A 16,820-nucleotide genomic window follows, 5' to 3' on the forward strand; every position below is an offset into this window, starting at 1 on the left:
CCGGATTTTACCCGAGCTCGCGCCGCCTCCCGCGCCCGATCGGTACCCCGCTCAGGGCAGCAGCACAGTCGAGCCGGTGGTGCGGCGTGCTTCGAGGTCGCGATGGGCCTGCGCCGCGTCCTTCAGCGCATAGCGCTGGTTGATCGCGATCTTCACCTTGCCCGACTCCACCACCTCGAACAGCTCGCCGGCCCTCATGAGCAGTTCGGCACGGCTGGCAATGTAGTCGAACAGGCCCGGGCGGGTCACATACACCGACCCCGCCTTCGCCAGCAGCGCGCAGTCGAAGGGCGCGACCGCACCGGTGGCGTTGCCGAAGCTCACCATCATGCCGCGGCGGCGCAGGCAGGACAGCGAATCGATGAAAGTATCCCGCCCCACCGAGTCGTACACCACCGCCACCCCTTCCCCGCCGGTGATTTCGCGCACCCGTGCGGGAAAGCGCTCGCGCGTGTAGACGATGACGTGGTCGCAGCCGAGCGCGCGCGCCTGCGCGGCCTTGTCGTCGTTGCCCACGGTGCCGATCACGGTGGCGCCGAGCAGCTTCGCCCACTGCACCATGATCGAGCCGACACCGCCGGCGGCGGCGTGGATCAGCACGGTGTCACCGGACTGCACCGGGTAGGTGCTGCGCAACAGGTATTGGGCGGTGATCCCTTGCAGCATCATTGCCGCGCCCTGCTCGAACGAAATTCCGCCAGGCAGGCGGACCAGCTGCGCGGCGGCAATGTTGCGCGCCTCGGCATACGCACCGAGCGGCCCGCTGGTGTAGGCGACGCGGTCCCCTGGGGCGAATTCAGCAACCCCCTCGCCGACCGCCTCGATCACGCCGGCCGCCTCCAGGCCCAGCCCGGACGGCAGCGCCAGCGGATAGAGCCCGCTGCGGTGATAGGTGTCGATGTAGTTCAGCCCCACCGCGTGGTGGCGTACCCGGACCTCGCCCGCGGCGGGCGCGGGCAGTGCGACCGCCTCCCATTGCAGGACCTCGGGACCGCCGGTGCGATGAAAGCGGATTGCATGGTTCATGGATGGCTCCTTCGGGAAAAATGGCCGGCGCCGGGCTTCCGGCCTCAGCGCACGAGCGAGACGCCGACCCGGAGCTGCGGGTCGCGGCGCTCATCGTAGCCGAGCAGCGTCTCGCCGTAGCCGCTCAGATACTGCAGGTGGGCAAAAGCGCCGACCCCGGAAAAGATGCTGCGCCGCAGCGGATAAGACAGGTCGAACTGGCGGCGCATGTAGCCCGCGGTGCCGCGGCGCAGGATCGCGCCCAGCATCAGGCCGTCGTCGCGGCCGAAACGCAGGCCGAGCTCGCCGTAGCCACGGTAGCGGGCGATGTCCGGATTGTCGTCGCGGTCGAGATAGGTCCACACCTTGGGCTCGACCGCGAAGTAGCGGCGACCGTCGGCGAGGTAGTAGCGCCCCTCTGCCTTCAGGAACAACGTGTCGATGCTGCGCGAGGACGCCTCGTCCTTGCCGTTGGATTCATGCTCGTAGCCGCCGGACAGCGCCACCGAAGCGCCGTCCTCCGGGTTGCTCAGCATCCAGCGATAGAACAGCGAAGGGCGGAAGCTGGTGTCGTGGAAAGGGCGGGAGTCCGACTCCAGGTCCCACAGCGAGGTCTGGGTGAAACCGAAGTAGAGCCCCGTCTTCACCGGGAAGCGCTGATCGAGGACGCCGTGGCCGTCGGTGAGGCGGTAGCGGAAACTGAACTGAAAACGTGCCGACGCCGGGTCTTCACCACCGACGAGGAAATACATCGGCTCGTGAAAGCCGAACGCCGAAGGCGCCACCGGCTCGCTCGCACCGGTCTCGCGCGCAACCGGCGCCATCGGCGCAACCGTGCCCGTATGCACGGTGTCGACTACGGTTCGCGTGGCCGCGGCGGCATCGAGCAGCAGGCGGGCGGACGCCATGCCCTGCAAGGTCAAGGTGGCAAAGCCGGTCACTTCCGCCGGCCAGCGCCCGGTGTAGCGGCGCTGCTGGCTGCGGGCATCGGCCGGCGCGGTGGCGGCGAGTTCGAGCGCGATGCGCGGACCGCCCCCGGGCAGCTCGACCAGGGCGGGCAGGCTTTCCGGCAACCCGGCGGCGCCCGGGGGGCCGACGACGATGACATGGAACAGATCGCCCGGCACCACGCGCGGTTCGGTAGACGCGAGCAGCCAGTCGGAGGCCTGCACCGGCAGGACCTGCAGGGCGGCGGCGAGCAGCAGCGCCTGCGCGCCGCGGGCGTGAAGTCTGCGTAGCATCGCGATCCTTCCGGACTGCACCCAGGAAAAAGGGCAGCCATGATAGCGGCTGCCCTGGCGGCGAACGGTGAGGATTCGTATCCCGGGCGGAGCGTGACGCCCCGCCCGCAGTGCCTCACCGGCAACGTCTCAGCGTGCGCTCGCGCCGCGCGACGCGTGGGCGTCGACCACCGCCAGCGCGGTGATGTTGATCAACCGGCGCACGGTCGCCGACGGCGTCAGGATATGCACCGGCTGCGCGGCACCGAGCAGGATCGGGCCGACCGTGACGCCGTCGCCGTTGGCCATCTTCATCAGGTTGAAGGAGATGTTGGCCGCGTCGAGGTTGGGCATCACCAGCAGGTTGGCTTCGCCGACGAGGGTCGAGTCCGGGTGGAGCTGGTCGCGGATTTCCTGCGACAGCGCAGCGTCGCCATGCATCTCGCCGTCGCAGTTCAGCTCGGGCGCGGTCGCGCGCAGGATCGCGCAGGCTTCGCGCATCTTGCGCGCCGAGGCCGAATTGGAGCTGCCGAAGTTGGAATGCGACAGCAGGGCCACGCTCGGTTCGATGCCGAAGCGGCGCAGCTCTTCGGCCGCCATGCGGGCGATGTCGGCGACTTCTTCGGCGCTCGGGTTCTCGTTCACGTAGGTGTCGGTGACCGCCAGCATGCGCTTGGTGAGCAGCAGCAGGTTCATCGCCGCGAACCGCTTCGCCCCCGGCGCCAGGCCGATGACGTCCTCGACCTGCTTGAGGTGGTAGTCGTAAGTGCCGTAGGTGCCGCACACCAGCGCATCGGCGTCGCCGCTGCGCAGCAGCATCGCGCCGATCAGCGTGGTGTCGCGGCGCATCTTGGCCTTGGCGATGTCGGGCGTGACGCCGTTGCGGCTCATCAGCCGGTAGTACTCGTTCCACAGATCGCGGTAGCGGGGGTCAAACTCGGGATTGACGACTTCGAAATCACGCCCGGCGGCGAGGCTGAGGCCGATCTTCTTGATCCGCATCTCGATCACGTCCGGACGCCCGATCAGGATCGGGCGGGCCAGGCCTTCGTCGAGGACCACGCGCACCGCGTGGAGCACGCGCGGGTCCTCGCCTTCGGCGTAGATCACGCGCTTGTGCTCGGCGGCAACGCGCTTGGCCGCCGAGAACACCGGCTTCATCAGCATCCCCGACTGGTACACGAAAGCGTTCAGGCTCGAGACGTAGGCATCGAAATCCTCGATCGGCTTGGTCGCCACGCCGGACGCCATCGCCGCCTTCGCCACCGCCGGCGCGATCTTGACGATCAGGCGCGGGTCGAACGGCTTCGGAATGATGTACTCGGGACCGAAGCCCAGCTCCTGGCCGCCGTAGGCGCTGGCGACGATGTCGCTCGCTTCGGCTTCGGCGAGCTCGGCGATCGCCTTCACGCAGGCGAGCTTCATCTCCTCGTTGATCGTGGTCGCACCGACATCGAGCGCGCCGCGGAAGATGAAGGGAAAGCACAGCACGTTGTTGACCTGGTTCGGGAAGTCCGAACGCCCGGTGGCGACGATGCAGTCGGAGCGCACCGCCTTGGCATCGGCCGGCAGGATCTCCGGATTGGGGTTGGCGAGGGCGAAAATCAGCGGCTTTTCGGCCATCTTCGCCACCATCTCGGGCTTGAGCACGCCGGCGGTGGACAGGCCGAGGAAGACATCGGCGCCCTCGATGACGTCACCCAGGGTGCGTGCCGCGGTCCGCTGCGCGTAGCGCGCCTTGGTCGGCTCCATGTTGGCCTCGCGGCCTTCATAGATCACGCCCTTCGAATCGCACACGGTGATGTTCTCGCGCTTGAGACCGACGCTCACCATCAGGTCGAGGCAGGCGATCGCCGCCGCGCCGGCACCCGAGCACACCAGCTTGACCTGACCGATGTCCTTGCCGACCACCTTCAGGCCGTTGATCAGGCCGGCGGCGGAAATGATCGCGGTGCCGTGCTGGTCATCGTGGAAGACCGGAATCTTCATCCGCTCGCGCAGCTTCTTCTCGATGTAGAAGCACTCGGGCGCCTTGATGTCCTCGAGGTTGATGCCGCCCAGCGTGGGCTCGAGCGAAGCGATGATCTCGATCAGCTTGTCCGGGTCGTTCTCCGCCAGCTCGATGTCGAAGACGTCGATGTTGGCGAACTTCTTGAACAGGCAGCCCTTGCCTTCCATCACCGGCTTGGCCGCGAGCGGGCCGATGTTGCCCAGGCCGAGCACCGCGGTGCCGTTGGTGACGACGGCGACGAGATTGCCGCGGCTGGTGAGTTCGAAGGCTTCGGCCGGATCGGCGACGATCGCATCGCAGGCCGCGGCGACACCGGGCGAATAAGCGAGCGCGAGGTCGCGCTGGTTGATCAGGCTCTTGGTCGGGACGACCGAAATCTTGCCGCGCGTCGGCGCGCGATGGTAATCCAGCGCCGCAGCGATGAAATCCTGGTCCATGTATTTTCTCTCTCGGAATATAAGGTGTGTTTTATGAGGAAGGACGGGCACCTGCCCATCGGCAGCACGCAGGGTGGAACAGCCGCGCGCGGGGTGGATCGTTTGGGGTGACTCCCGGTGGGAAGCTTGTTTTTTTAGGGCTGTCGTAGCGCCGGAACGGTCTCGATCGGACTCGGCGAGTTTAGCGCAGCCGGCCGACCTTTGGCACGGCCGCCGCCCGATCGACGGCAGGCAGTGGCGGGACAAACGCAGGCGCATTTCTCCTCGCCGCGGCCATTCTCCCTCACCGGGAACGGAACGATTCGCGTATGATCGCCTCCGATTGGATTCACTACAGAATGTAATGCTGACATGATCCACCTGCTGCGCAGGCAGCATCAGGAAACCAAGGGGAGCAGTCGTCTTGCTGGGCATGCGTTTCGGGTTCGGAAAACGCGGTCGACCATCGGCCGCCGGCCTTGCCGGCATCGTTATCTCGGACGACGCGGTGACGGCCGTTCATCTCCACCCCGAAGCAGGCCAGCCGCCCCGGCTGCTATCCCGCCTCGACGCTGTCAGCGCCGAGCCGCAACGTAATCTGCAGGCGCTCGCCGAATGGGTTGCTGCGCACCAGTTGCACGGAGTGCCGGCCACGCTCACGCTCAACTACGGCAGCTACCAGATCCATCAGGTGGACAAACCCGATGTCCCCGCGGACGAACTGCGTGCCGCACTGCGCTGGCGCTTGAAGGACGTGCTCGACCATTCGCCCGCCGACGCCGTGATCGACTGCTTCGACGCGCCGCCCGCGCGGCAAAAGCGCATTGAGCCGGCGCAGGTGGTCGCCGCTCGCATCAGCCGGCTCAAGCCGCTGGTGGCGGCACTCCAGGCCACCGGGCTCGACCTGCAGCGCATCGACATCCCCGAGTTCGCGCTGCGCAACCTGCTCAGCCGCGCGCTCGACCGCCACGACACTACCGCGCTGCTCTACCTCCTGCCCCAGCGCGGCGTGTTGCAGATCTGCCGTGACGACACTTTTTACTTCGCCCGCACGCTCGAGCACGGTCTCGAAGCACTCGTGCGCGCCTCGGGCGGCGGCGCTTTCAGCGGCCACTCCGACCTCGAGGACCGCATCGCGCTCGAGGCCCAGCGCACGATGGACTACTACGACAGCCACTTCGGCCAGGGTCCGGTGAAGAAGCTGCTCGTGCTCGGCCGCGGCATCGAGCTGCAGCGCCTGGCCGAGCACATCGCCTCGGCGCTGGGCATCGCCGCGCAACTTGTCACGCCGGCCGAACTCGTCCGCGGCCTGGATGCGTCCGAGCCGACGCACGAACTGATGCCGCTCGCCCTCGGCGGTGCCCTGGGCAGCGCATGAACCATACGATGCGCCAGCAGATCAACCTTCTGCAGGACGAGCTCAGGGAGCGCAAGCCGGTGCTGCCGGCGATCCAGCTCGTGCTCGCGAGCGCGGCGGCGATCGTCGTCATGGCGCTGGTGGCGATCTGGATGGACCACCGCCTCCAGGCACCGCGCGCGGAACTGGCGCGGCTCGACGCCGAGATCCAGGCCCGCAGCACCGCCATCGCCCAGCTCACCGCCCGGCTCGAAGCGCACAAGCCCGACCCGGCACTGGCCCTCGAGGCCCGCCGCCTGGAAGAGCGTCTCGACCACCTGCGGCGCATCACCGCGATCACGATCGCCCCCGGCGCCGGCCAGCGCCTTTCGACCTACCTCGAAGGACTCGGCCGCCAGCGTCCGGAAGGCCTGTGGCTTACCCGCATCGTCGTTGCCAATGGCGGCACCGACATCGCCCTCGGCGGCAGCGCGCTCGAGCCCGGCCTGTTGCCCGTCTACCTCGAATCGCTCGGCGCCGAGCAGGCTTTCGCCGGGCTCACTTTCGGCGACCTGGTGATCGAGCGCAGCGCCGCCGCGCCGCGCCGGCTCGATTTCCGCATCGCCGCCGGCTGCCTCGCGACCGCCAGCAGCGCCGCCCATGGCGTGGCGAGCACTGCAGCGGACGGTGCGGCACGCGCGCGGACGGCCGCAGCCGCGGCCACCACCTCGACGGGCTCCGCCACCAGCCCCCCGCCTTGCATCGGACTCGAGGGTGAGTACCCATGAAGGCGCTGTGGCTCAGCCTCCTCCAGCGCATTGATGCCCGCAGCCTGCGCGAGCGCGTGATGCTGCTCGTGGTCGCGCTCGCGGCCGTGGTCGCACTCGCCGACACCTTGTTCATCGACGCTGCCCGCCGCGCCCACGGCACCGACCAGGCCCGCCTGGCCGACGCCCACGCCCGCCTGACCGCGCTCCAGGCGCAGGAAGCCGAACTCCAGGCCCGCCTCGCGGTGGACCCGGACGCCGGCGTCAAGGCGCGCCTGGGCGCGCTGCGGCGCGAGCTCAGCCAGGCCGACACGCGCCTGGCCGCAGCGGTCGCACGCTTCATCTCCGCCACCGAAATGAGCCGCGTCCTGCGCGCCCTCGTCACCCGCACCGGCGGCCTGCGCCTCGAAGGCCTGCGCAGCCTGCCGCCGTCCCCCATCGATACCGGCGCCGTCGCTGCAGCGAAGGACGCACCCGGCGGCACCACCCGGGAGGCCGGCAAGGCCGGCACCGACGCGGCGCGGCCGAACGAGGCCCGCACCCAGGTGTGGAAGCGCGGCGTGGAGTTGCAGCTGCGCGGCGACTACGGCGCCCTGCTCGCCTACCTGCGGGCGGTGGAGCAACTGCCCTGGCAGCTCAACTGGGACCTGCTCTCGGTGCACAGCGAGCGCCACCTCGAGGCGGAATTCATCCTCCGCCTGCATACCCTGAGCCTTGAGGAGGACTGGATCGGTGTCTGACCACTCCGTGCAACACCGTCGCCCGCAGATCGCAGCGCTGCTCTGCCTGGCCGCCACCGCCCTGCCGACCGCGGCAAGCGCCGACATCCCCGACCCGCTGCGCCCACCCGCCCCGGCCGCCATCGCCGTGCAGGAGACGCCCACACCGCAGCGGCTGCAGGCTACGCGTATCGGCGCCGACGGTCGCTACGCGGTCATCGACGGCAACACCGTGCGCCGCGGCGAACGCGTCGGCGACGCGGTCGTCGTCCGTATCGACGCGGCGGCAGTGACGCTGAAGGACGACCAGGCCGAACGCGTGCTGCGCTTCGACGCCCCCGGGGTCTCGAAGCGGCCCGCCGGCAGCACCGGAGGGCAGCCATGACGCCTTGGTGCTCACGTCCCGCACTCGCCGCGCTCGCGCTGCTGCTGGCCGCCTGCGCCGGTCCGCGCCCCGCGCCCGGCACCGACTCGCCCTACGCCGGCCTGCACACCGAGCTCGCCGCGCACCGCGCAGCGGAAAAATCCGGCCCCATAGTCAAACTGCCGCCGGAGCTGCCGCCGGAAGCGGCGGCCTCGCTGCTGCCGCCGCTGGCGCTGGAACTGCCGAAGGCGCCCGAACGCCGCTTCGACATCGACGTGCGCGAGGTCGACGCACGCACCTTCTTCATGTCGTTGCTGCACGACAGCGCCGAAAACATCGTCGTCCACCCTGCGGTCGCCGGCACGCTCACGCTCAGCCTGCGCAACGTCACGGTCGCCGACGTCCTCGCCAGCGTGAGCGACGTGTACGGCTACGACGTGCGCCGCGGCGCAGCCGGCTGGCAGGTGTTTCCGGCGGCGCTGCAGTCGCGCATGTTCAACGTGAACTACATCAACCTCAACCGCGACGGCCGCACCGAGACCCGCGTCAGCTCCGGCCAGCTGCGGGGCGGCAACGGCGCGGCCGGCAGCAGCGACAGCACCGGCAGCACGAGCAGCGGCCGGGACGCGGGCAACCCCGCCAGCAGCCAGATCGAGACCACCAGCAGCAGCAAGTTCTGGAGCGAGCTCGAACAATCGCTGCGCCTCATCGTGGGCGTCGGCGCCGACATCGGCACGGAAAGCTCCAGTATCGCCGGCAACGCCACTGCGGCCGGCAGCGGTGGCCCGGCCGCGCCAAACTCCAGCGCGGGCAGCGCGGCCGCCTCCGGCGACGGCAGAGGCGGCCGCGCCGTGGTCGTCAATCCGCACACCGGCCTCGTCCTCGTGCGCGGCATGCCGGCAGAGCTGCGCGAAGTGGAATCCTTCCTCCAGTCGCTGCAGGACAGCGTCACCCGCCAAGTGCTGCTCGAAGCAAAGATCCTCGAGGTCGAGCTCTCCGACGGCTTCCAGACCGGGATCAACTGGGCGGCGCTGGGCAAGCCGGGCAGCGGCAAGAGCATCGTCGGCGGCATGACCGGCGGCGGGCAGTTCTTCAGCCAGGGCAGCTCCGAGATCCGCAGCCAGACCGGCGTCCTCAACCCGGCCGCCCTGCAGCAGATCGACAACACGCTGACCTCGGCCTTCGGCGGCGTGTTCTCGGTGGCGCTGAACCTCAACGACTTCACCGCCTTCATCGAACTGCTGAAGTCCCAGGGCGACGTGCAGGTGCTCTCCAGCCCACGCATCTCGACGATGAACAACCAGAAGGCGGTGATCAAGGTCGGCTCAGACGAGTTCTTCGTCACCCGCGTCTCGAGCAACAACACCACCACCGGCACGACGACGACGACCACGCCCGAAATCGAGCTCACCCCCTTCTTCTCCGGCATCGCACTCGACGTCACGCCGCAGATCGACGCCGCCGGCGAAGTCATCCTGCACGTTCGCCCGGCGGTCAGCGAAGTCGTCGACCAGACCAAGACCCTCACCGTCTTCGGCCAGGAGCAGCGCCTGCCGCTCGCCTTCAGCAGCATGCGCGAATCCGACAGCATCGTGCGCGCGAAGAACGGCCAGATCATCGTCATCGGCGGGCTGATGCAGGACGTGCAGCGCGACAACCAGGCCGGCCTGCCCGTGCTTGGCGACCTGCCCGGCATCGGCCACCTGTTCCGCCACACCCAGAAGAGCCGGCGCAAGAGCGAGCTGGTGATCCTGCTCAAGCCCGTCGTCGTCGACAACGGCCTCGCCTGGCAGGACGACCTGCGCGGCGCCACCGACCGCATCGACGGTTTCTTCGCTCCACGCCCCGCACGCCGCTGACGACGATGTACGAGCAGCACTTCGGCCTGCGCGAGGCGCCCTTCCTACTTACGCCCGACACCGGCTACTTCTACGCCTGGCGCGCGCACCAGGAGGCGCTCAACGTGTTGCTCGTCGCCCTGGCGGCGGGCGAAGGCTTCATCAAGATCACCGGCGAAGTGGGCACCGGCAAGACGCTGCTGTGCCGCAAACTGCTCGCCAGCGCAGGCGAGGACGTCGTCACCGCCTGGCTGCCGAACTCGCTGCTCGAGCCCGAGGCACTGCGCGAAGCGCTCGCCGAAGAGCTCGGCCTCGCGGCGCCACGCGAACTCGGCCAGCACCGCCAGCTGCGGCTGATCTACGAGCGCCTGGTCGCGCTCGCCGAGTCCGGCCGCCATGTCGTCGTCTGCCTGGACGAGGCCCAGGCGATGCCTGACCAAACGCTCGAGGCGCTGCGCCTGCTGAGCAACCTCGAGACCGAAAAGCGCAAGCTGCTGACCGTGATCCTGTTCGGCCAACCCGAGCTGGATCAGCGCCTGGCGAGCGAGGGACTGCGTCAGTTGCGCAGCCGCATCGGTTTTTCCTACCGTCTGCAACCGCTCGACCTGGACGGAGTGCGCAACTACGTGGCGCACCGCCTGCACGTTGCCGGCAGTCCGCACGCCGCAACCTTGTTCGGACCGGGCGCGCTGTGCTGCCTGCATCGCGCCAGCCGCGGCATCGCGCGCCTGGTGAACATCCTCGCACACAAGGCCCTGCTCGCCGCCTTCGGCGAAGGCGCACATAAGGTCGATACCTGCCACCTGCTGCGCGCAGTGGCCGACACGGAGGACGCCACCCCCTTGGCACGCTTTGGCCGGGGCCGCCTGTCGGCTGCGCTGGCCGGTTTCAGCGCGGTCCTGCTTGCCGCACCGAGGCTGAAATGAGCCTGATCAACGATGTCCTGCGCGACATCGACCGGCGTAGCCCCCAGTCCGGTCGCCATGCTTCCCCCATCCTCAACGAGACGGTCACCGTTCCGCTCGTGCCCACCCGGCGCCGACTGCCAGGCTGGCTGATGATCGTCACTGCCGCAGCGGTCCTCGGCGCGCTCGCCGTCTACCTACCCTACGAACCAGGAGGTGCCGCACAGCCCCTGCCCGAACCCACCGCACCGCCCCCCCCCCACGCTTCGGCAGTCGTCGATCCGGCGCCCCCTGCCGCCGAACCGCCCGCAGCGAACGATGTCATCCAAAGCGCTCACATCGATGCAATCGCAAGCCCCCCGCCCGAACCACCGTCCCACGCCCCCGATGAGCACCAGGTAGCCGCCGAACCGCGTGGCACTCCGGCCGCTCCCGAACAGGACCGCACGCACCGCGCGGGACTGGCGGCAAGCCCTCCGCCCCCGGCTACGACGCACGCTGTTCCAGTACCCACCACCGCCGTCGCCATCCAGCCGGGTAAACAGGTGAAGTTACGCACGGCACCGCAGCTCGACAGCGAAGTGCTGCACGTCCTCAGCGCACGCAGCCCGCTGAGCCTGCTCGGCCAGGCGCAGGGCTACCTGCAGGTGCGCACAATGGACGGCACCACCGGCTGGATCAGTGCGAAGTACGCCCGGGTGGGCGACGCCGCGCCCGAGTCGCCTGCTGTGGCTGTCGAGCCCCTGCCCCCCTCTGCGCTTCAGGAGCATGTTGAGGTGCGACCAGGCGCAGCCTCTCCCGCAACACGCAACACAGCAGTGGAGAGCGCCGCAACGCTGCATATCGAGGCACTGCGCGCACTCGACCGGGGGCATCCGGCCGCCGCCGAGCGCGCCCTGCTGAAGGCATTGCAACTCGATCCGCGTCACGCCCCGTCGATCAGCTCCCTGGCTGCACTGCTGCTGCAACAGGCGCGCCGGACTGAACTTGAAGCACGGCTCGCCGATCTAGCCAGGCACACCCCGCCCGAGGCCACGGCCGCGGCCCTGCTGGCGCGCCTCCAGGCCGAACGCGGCGCCATCGACGACGCACTGCAGACGCTGGAGCGCCTGCCCGAAGAATCGCTCGACGGCGAGCAACTGGCGATACTGGCTACCCTGCGCCAACGCAAGGGGCGGCACAGCAAGGCGATCGAGACCTATCGGCACGCTCTCGCCGTGGGGCCGCGCAACGGCACCACCTGGGCCGGCCTGGCGGTTTCGCTCGATTTCCTGGGCAATGCCGCGGATGCACGCACTGCCTGGGAAGCCGCATTGGCCGCCGGCCCGCTGGACGCTGCGCTCGAGCGCCACGCCCGCAACCGCCTTGCCGCGCTACGCAGTAACGGAGATTGACATGAACGAAGCACCTGCCGCAGGTCGCAAGCGCATCCGCCTGGGCGATCTGCTGGTCGACAATCACATGATCAGCCAGCAGCAGCTGGAAACCGCACTGGTCGAACAAAAGAAAACCGGCCAGCGCCTCGGCCGCAGCCTGGTCGACCTGGGCTACATCGACGACCAGGCCCTGCTCGACTTCCTCTCGCGCCAGCTGCAGCTGCCCTACGTCGATCTGCGCCAGTACCAGTTCCGCCCGGAACTGGTGCGTCGCCTGCCCGAGACTGCCTCGCGGCGCTTTCGCGCCATCGTCCTCGACGACAAGGGCGGCGGCTTCCTGGTCGGCATGGCCGATCCGACCGACCTCTTTGCCCAGGACGAGATTGCCCGCGTGCTGCAGCAGGAGATCCGCGTCGCCGTAGTGCGCGAGGCCGACCTGCTCGCCACCTTCGACACCGTCTTCCGCCGCACCGACGAGATCAGCTCGATCGCCGAGGAACTGGGCGAGGAACTCGCCGACACCGACATCGACCTCGCCCGCCTGGCACTGGGCGCCAACGTCGCCGACGCCCCGGTCGTGCGCCTGCTGCAGACCCTGTTCGAGGATGCGGTGCAGGTCGGCGCCTCGGACATCCACATCGAGCCGGACGAAGCCGTGCTGCGCATCCGCCAGCGCATTGACGGCGTGCTCCAGGAACAGGTCATGAAGGAGCGGCGCATCGCAGCCGCGCTGGTGTCCCGCCTCAAATTGATGGGCGGGCTCAACATCTCGGAAAAGCGCCTGCCGCAGGACGGCCGCTTCAACATCCGCGTGCGCGAGCGCAGCATCGACGTGCGCCTGTCGACGATGCCAACGATCCACGGCGAATCGGTGGTGATGCGCCTGCTCGACCAGTCGCAGGGCATCCTCGGGCTCGAGCGCATCGGCATGCCCGCCGACATGCTGCGGCGCTTCCGCCGCGCCACGCGCAAGCCGCACGGCATGGTGCTGGTAACCGGCCCGACCGGCAGCGGCAAGACCTCGACGCTGTACGCCGCGCTCAGCGAGCTCAACGAGGCGGGCAAGAAGATCATCACCATCGAAGACCCGGTCGAATACCGCCTGCCGCGCATCAACCAGGTGCAGGTCAACTTCAAGATCAACCTCGACTTCGCCGGCGTGCTCCGCACCGCGCTGCGCCAGGACCCGGACATCATCCTGGTGGGTGAGATGCGCGACCGTGAGACCGCCGAGATCGGCCTGCGCGCGGCGATGACCGGCCACCTGGTGCTGTCGACCCTGCACACCAACGACGCGGTGAGCACCGCCAACCGCCTGATCGACATGGGCGCGCCGGGCTACCTGGTGGCGACCTCGCTCGACGCTGTGCTGGCGCAACGCTTGGTGCGCCGCGTCTGCCCGAACTGCGCCGAGGCGCACCGCCCCGACGCCCACGAGCTCGCGTGGCTGCGCAGCACGATGCCCGCGCTCGAGCTGCCCGCCGACGGTTTTCGCCGCGGCGCCGGCTGCATGCAGTGCAACAACGGCGGCTACAAGGGGCGCATGGGCGTGTTCGAACTGCTCGAGATCGACGACGCGCTCGCCGACGCCCTGCGCCGCAGCGACACCGCCGCCTTCCACCGCCTCGCCCTCGGCCGCCCCGCCTACCGCACGCTGGCGCAGAATGCGCTGGAGCTGGCCGCGCGCGGGCTCACCACGCTCGAAGAAGTGGTGCGCATCGGCGGCGAGATTGACGCGAGCGACCCGACCGACTACGTGCCGCTCGACATCGCCACCGCCGAGGCCTGAACACGCCCATGAGCACCTATCGCTACCGCGCCCGCGACGCCACCGGCGCCCTGCGCAGCGGCACGCTCGCGGCCGACTCCGAAGCCGCCGCCGCCGCCCAGCTGATCGACAGCGGCGCCAGCCCGCTCGAGATCGTCGAAGAGCGCGCGGCCGGCGCCGGCGGGCTGAAGCTGCCCGCCGGGTTGTTCCAGCGCAAAATCACAACCGACGACCTGATCCTCTTCAGCCGCCAGATGTACAGCATCACCAAGGCCGGAGTGCCGATCATCCAGGGCCTCGCACGCCTCGCCGAATCCACCCCCAACCCGCGCTTCGCCGCCATCCTGCACGAAATTTCGCGCGACCTCGAAGGCGGGCGCGAGATCTCCGCCGCCTTCGCCCGCCATCCCGAGGTCTTCGACACCCTCTACGTCAGCATGCTGCGCGTCGGCGAGATGACGGGCGAGATCGAACGCGCGTTCCAGAGCCTGTACCAGTACCTCGCCAACGACAAGGTGGTCGCCAACCGGATCAAGACGGCGATGCGCTACCCGATCTTCGTCATCGTCGCCATCGGCATCGCCATCGGCGTGCTCACGGTGCTGGTGATTCCCGCCTTCGCCAAGGTCTTCGCCAGCACCAACCTGGCGCTGCCGCTGCCGACCCGCATCATCCTCGGCATCTCGGATTTCGCCAACCGCAACTGGCCGGCGATCCTCGCCGCCATCGGCGCCGGCGTGTTCGCCTTCCGCCGGTGGACGGCGACCGAGGCCGGCCGCCTGGCGTGGGACCGGGCGCGGCTGAAGATCCCCAAGGTGGGCAGCGTGCTGCTGCGCGCCACGCTCGCCCGCTTCACCCGCGCGCTCGGCATCGCGCTCGCCGCCGGGGTGCCGATCACCCACGCCCTCGTGAGTGTCGCCCGCGCCAGCGGCAACGCCCACATCGCAGCGAAGATCGTCGCCATGCGCACCGGCGTCGAGCGCGGCGACTCGCTGCTGCGCACCGCCGGCCAGGCCGGCGTGTTCACCCCGGTGGTGCTGCAGATGATCGCCGTCGGCGAGGAAACCGGCCAGCTCGATGCCATGATGCTGGAAGTGGCCGACTTCTACGACCGCGAGGTGGAATATGACGTCGCCAACCTCAGCGCGATCATCGAGCCGGTCCTCACCGTGGTCGTGGGCGTCATGGTGCTGGTGCTCGCGCTCGGCGTCTTCCTGCCGATGTGGGACCTCACCCAGCTCGCCGGACGGCGCTAAGCACGTGAAGAACATCACGAAATAGGCAGCGTGACGACCGCGTCCGACAAACAGCCGAGATATACTCAGGGACTTTTAGACGCAATTGAATGCAGCAGCCATCATGTCATTCATGTCATATGAGCACGATTCCCGCGGCTTCACCCTGATCGAGCTCGTCATCGTCCTCGTCATCCTCGGCATTCTCGCTGCGGTCGCCATCCCGCAATTCATTTCGCTGCAGCGCGAGGCGCGCATTGCCAATGTGGACGCCTTCTACAGCTCGCTGAAATCCGGTGCAAACATCGTCTTCGCGAAGATTTCGGCCGCCGGCCTGCAGGGCGACGACGATGCATGCGTCAACCTCGAAACCGGGGCCACCGCAGCCGACAACTCCTGCGGCTTGACGACTACCGTAGCCGTCGATACGATTTACGGCTACCCGCAGAACACTACTGCGGCAGGCGCAAACCTGAAGCCCCTGTTCGACGACCTTTCAAGCCGCTGGACGTTCACCGCGACCGGCGCCGTGTTCGACGGCATCGCGGCCTGCGCCGTGACCTACACCGCCCCCACGGCCGCCGGCGGCCGCCCAAGCATCGATAAGGACATCACCGGCTGCTGAGCCCCCTGCCCGCGCGCAAACCCTGCACGAAGCCACGCTTTCGATGAATCCACCCGAGTGCCCATGCCATGACCGCTGAACGACGTTTCGCCGAGCGCAGGTCCCACGGCCGCGATACCCCCGACCGGCGCGGCAGCGACCGTCGCCACTTCGCACGCTGGCATCCGACGCAACCCTTGGCGGTGGGTTTTCGCATCGGCGACGCACACCACCAGGGCCTGCTGAGCGACATCTCGGTGACGGGCTGCCTGGTGAAATCCGCCGCCGGTGCCTTTGCGTCCGCGAGCGCTGCGCCCCTCGACAAACCGGGCAGAGCCGGCATCGTCACCTTCGAGTTGGGCAGCGAGACCACCGCCCGCGAAGCCCTGCTCGTGCGCCACGGCAAGGACACCCTGGGCCTGCGCTTCACCCGCGAACTGGGCGACGCCCTGCTCGCCCACATCGTCACCCTGTGCGAGGCCTACTCGATCCAGTACCGCGACGGAAGGGTGCACTTCGCCGGTGACATCGGCAACCTGCCCGCCATCCTGCACCTGCTCAAATGCGTGCGGGGCGGCACCGTGATCGACCTGTCACGCGCCCGCGGCGACCCGACCCAGGCGGCCGCGAGCATGAAACTGCTGCACAACCGCGGCGCCCGCCTGCACGGCTGCAGCCACAAGCTGCTGCCCGCTCTGGACCTCATCGCCCGGAGCATCTGCCTGCGCTGCAATTCCCAATGCGGCTTCGGGCGAAGCGCCGTGACCGTCTAGCAGCGGACTCCGAACGCATCCGCGCAAAGACCATTCCAGAATCAATTCGATTTCACCAAAACCTGGAGACTCCAGCATGAAACAGCAGCAAGGCTTCACCCTCGTGGAACTCGTGATCGTCATCGTCATCCTCGGCATCCTCGCGGCGGTAGCGGTGCCGAAGTTCGTGGATTTGTCCGCCGAGGCGGAGCAAGCAGCGGCCGAAGGGGTAGCAGGCGCGGCAGGAAGCGCGATGTCAATTAACTACGCAGGCTGCTCGGCAACGAGCCATGTCCCAGCCGATGGAAAGTGTGTACAGGTAACCCTTGCCGCCTCCAGCGGCGCTTCCGCCACCGCCGACGCTGTCGGGGCCGTAATGCAAGGTGGTTGGCCTAGCAGGCTGTTGATTTAGCCAGATCCGAGCAACGGCGAGGCTTTCCCGGACGTTATAATACGATCTGCATTACCACTCCAATTGTTCCGATGCGCGGCACCGACCATAAA

At 68.6% G+C, this 16,820-nt stretch carries 15 protein-coding genes; 12 read left to right on the plus strand and 3 right to left on the minus strand.

Going from position 1 to position 16,820, the window contains the following annotated elements:
* Positions 1 to 51: 51 nt before the first annotated feature.
* The 3 genes from MXC99_RS15495 to MXC99_RS15505 all read right to left on the minus strand — a co-directional run bounded on the left by MXC99_RS15495 (position 52) and on the right by MXC99_RS15505 (position 4,673).
* The gene (locus tag MXC99_RS15495; RefSeq protein ID WP_247726304.1) at positions 52 to 1,026 is read right to left on the minus strand and encodes a quinone oxidoreductase family protein; all 975 of its coding nucleotides are present in this window, start codon (positions 1,024 to 1,026) and stop codon (positions 52 to 54) included.
* A gap of 44 nt (positions 1,027 to 1,070) precedes the next feature.
* Entirely contained in the window at positions 1,071 to 2,246 is a 1,176-nt protein-coding gene (locus MXC99_RS15500; RefSeq protein ID WP_247726305.1) for a phospholipase A, read from the minus strand.
* Between the two features lie 129 nt (positions 2,247 to 2,375).
* A complete protein-coding gene (locus MXC99_RS15505) occupies positions 2,376 to 4,673 on the minus strand; it encodes an NADP-dependent malic enzyme (RefSeq protein WP_247726306.1) in 2,298 nt (765 codons plus the stop codon).
* 487 nt (positions 4,674 to 5,160) lie between these two features.
* On the opposite strand from MXC99_RS15505, the gene MXC99_RS15510 reads away from it, so the two are divergent.
* The 12 genes from MXC99_RS15510 (at position 5,161) to MXC99_RS15565 (ending at position 16,728) form a co-directional block, all read left to right on the plus strand.
* Entirely contained in the window at positions 5,161 to 6,030 is an 870-nt protein-coding gene (locus MXC99_RS15510; RefSeq protein WP_247726307.1) for a hypothetical protein, read from the plus strand.
* Positions 6,027 to 6,776, plus strand: coding sequence for a PilN domain-containing protein (locus MXC99_RS15515; RefSeq protein WP_247726308.1), 750 nt, complete (start codon positions 6,027 to 6,029; stop codon positions 6,774 to 6,776). Before MXC99_RS15510 ends, MXC99_RS15515 begins: the two co-directional genes overlap by 4 nt.
* On the plus strand, positions 6,773 to 7,495 hold the full coding sequence (locus tag MXC99_RS15520; RefSeq protein ID WP_247726309.1) for a type 4a pilus biogenesis protein PilO: 723 nt from the start codon (positions 6,773 to 6,775) through the stop codon (positions 7,493 to 7,495). The genes MXC99_RS15515 and MXC99_RS15520 overlap by 4 nt, the downstream gene beginning before the upstream one ends.
* A complete protein-coding gene (locus MXC99_RS15525) occupies positions 7,488 to 7,859 on the plus strand; it encodes a hypothetical protein (RefSeq protein ID WP_247726310.1) in 372 nt (123 codons plus the stop codon). The genes MXC99_RS15520 and MXC99_RS15525 overlap by 8 nt, the downstream gene beginning before the upstream one ends.
* Positions 7,856 to 9,697 (plus strand): pilus (MSHA type) biogenesis protein MshL, encoded by a 1,842-nt coding sequence (mshL, locus tag MXC99_RS15530; RefSeq protein ID WP_247726311.1) that lies wholly within the window; start codon positions 7,856 to 7,858, stop codon positions 9,695 to 9,697. The genes MXC99_RS15525 and mshL overlap by 4 nt, the downstream gene beginning before the upstream one ends.
* A 5-nt stretch (positions 9,698 to 9,702) precedes the next feature.
* On the plus strand, positions 9,703 to 10,602 hold the full coding sequence (locus tag MXC99_RS15535) for an ExeA family protein (protein WP_247726312.1): 900 nt from the start codon (positions 9,703 to 9,705) through the stop codon (positions 10,600 to 10,602).
* Entirely contained in the window at positions 10,599 to 11,975 is a 1,377-nt protein-coding gene (locus tag MXC99_RS15540) for an SH3 domain-containing protein (protein WP_247726313.1), read from the plus strand. Before MXC99_RS15535 ends, MXC99_RS15540 begins: the two co-directional genes overlap by 4 nt.
* Before the next feature lies 1 nt (position 11,976).
* Positions 11,977 to 13,746, plus strand: a complete 1,770-nt coding sequence (locus MXC99_RS15545; RefSeq protein WP_247726314.1) for a GspE/PulE family protein — start codon at positions 11,977 to 11,979, stop codon at positions 13,744 to 13,746.
* 8 nt (positions 13,747 to 13,754) lie between these two features.
* Positions 13,755 to 14,981 carry a type II secretion system F family protein gene (locus tag MXC99_RS15550; RefSeq protein ID WP_247726315.1) on the plus strand — a complete coding sequence of 409 codons (1,227 nt, stop codon included), beginning with the start codon at positions 13,755 to 13,757 and terminating at the stop codon, positions 14,979 to 14,981.
* Positions 14,982 to 15,084: 103 nt separating this feature from the next.
* Positions 15,085 to 15,585 (plus strand): prepilin-type N-terminal cleavage/methylation domain-containing protein, encoded by a 501-nt coding sequence (locus tag MXC99_RS16975; protein WP_282100162.1) that lies wholly within the window; start codon positions 15,085 to 15,087, stop codon positions 15,583 to 15,585.
* 68 nt (positions 15,586 to 15,653) lie between these two features.
* The gene (locus tag MXC99_RS15560) at positions 15,654 to 16,337 is read left to right on the plus strand and encodes a PilZ domain-containing protein (RefSeq protein WP_247726316.1); all 684 of its coding nucleotides are present in this window, start codon (positions 15,654 to 15,656) and stop codon (positions 16,335 to 16,337) included.
* A gap of 76 nt (positions 16,338 to 16,413) precedes the next feature.
* A complete protein-coding gene (locus MXC99_RS15565) occupies positions 16,414 to 16,728 on the plus strand; it encodes a type IV pilin protein (protein ID WP_247726317.1) in 315 nt (104 codons plus the stop codon).
* The last annotated feature ends 92 nt before the right edge of the window (positions 16,729 to 16,820 follow it).

The organism is Thauera aromatica, assembly GCF_023093595.1.
In the GTDB taxonomy this organism is placed as follows: Bacteria; Pseudomonadota; Gammaproteobacteria; order Burkholderiales; family Rhodocyclaceae; genus Thauera; species Thauera aromatica_A.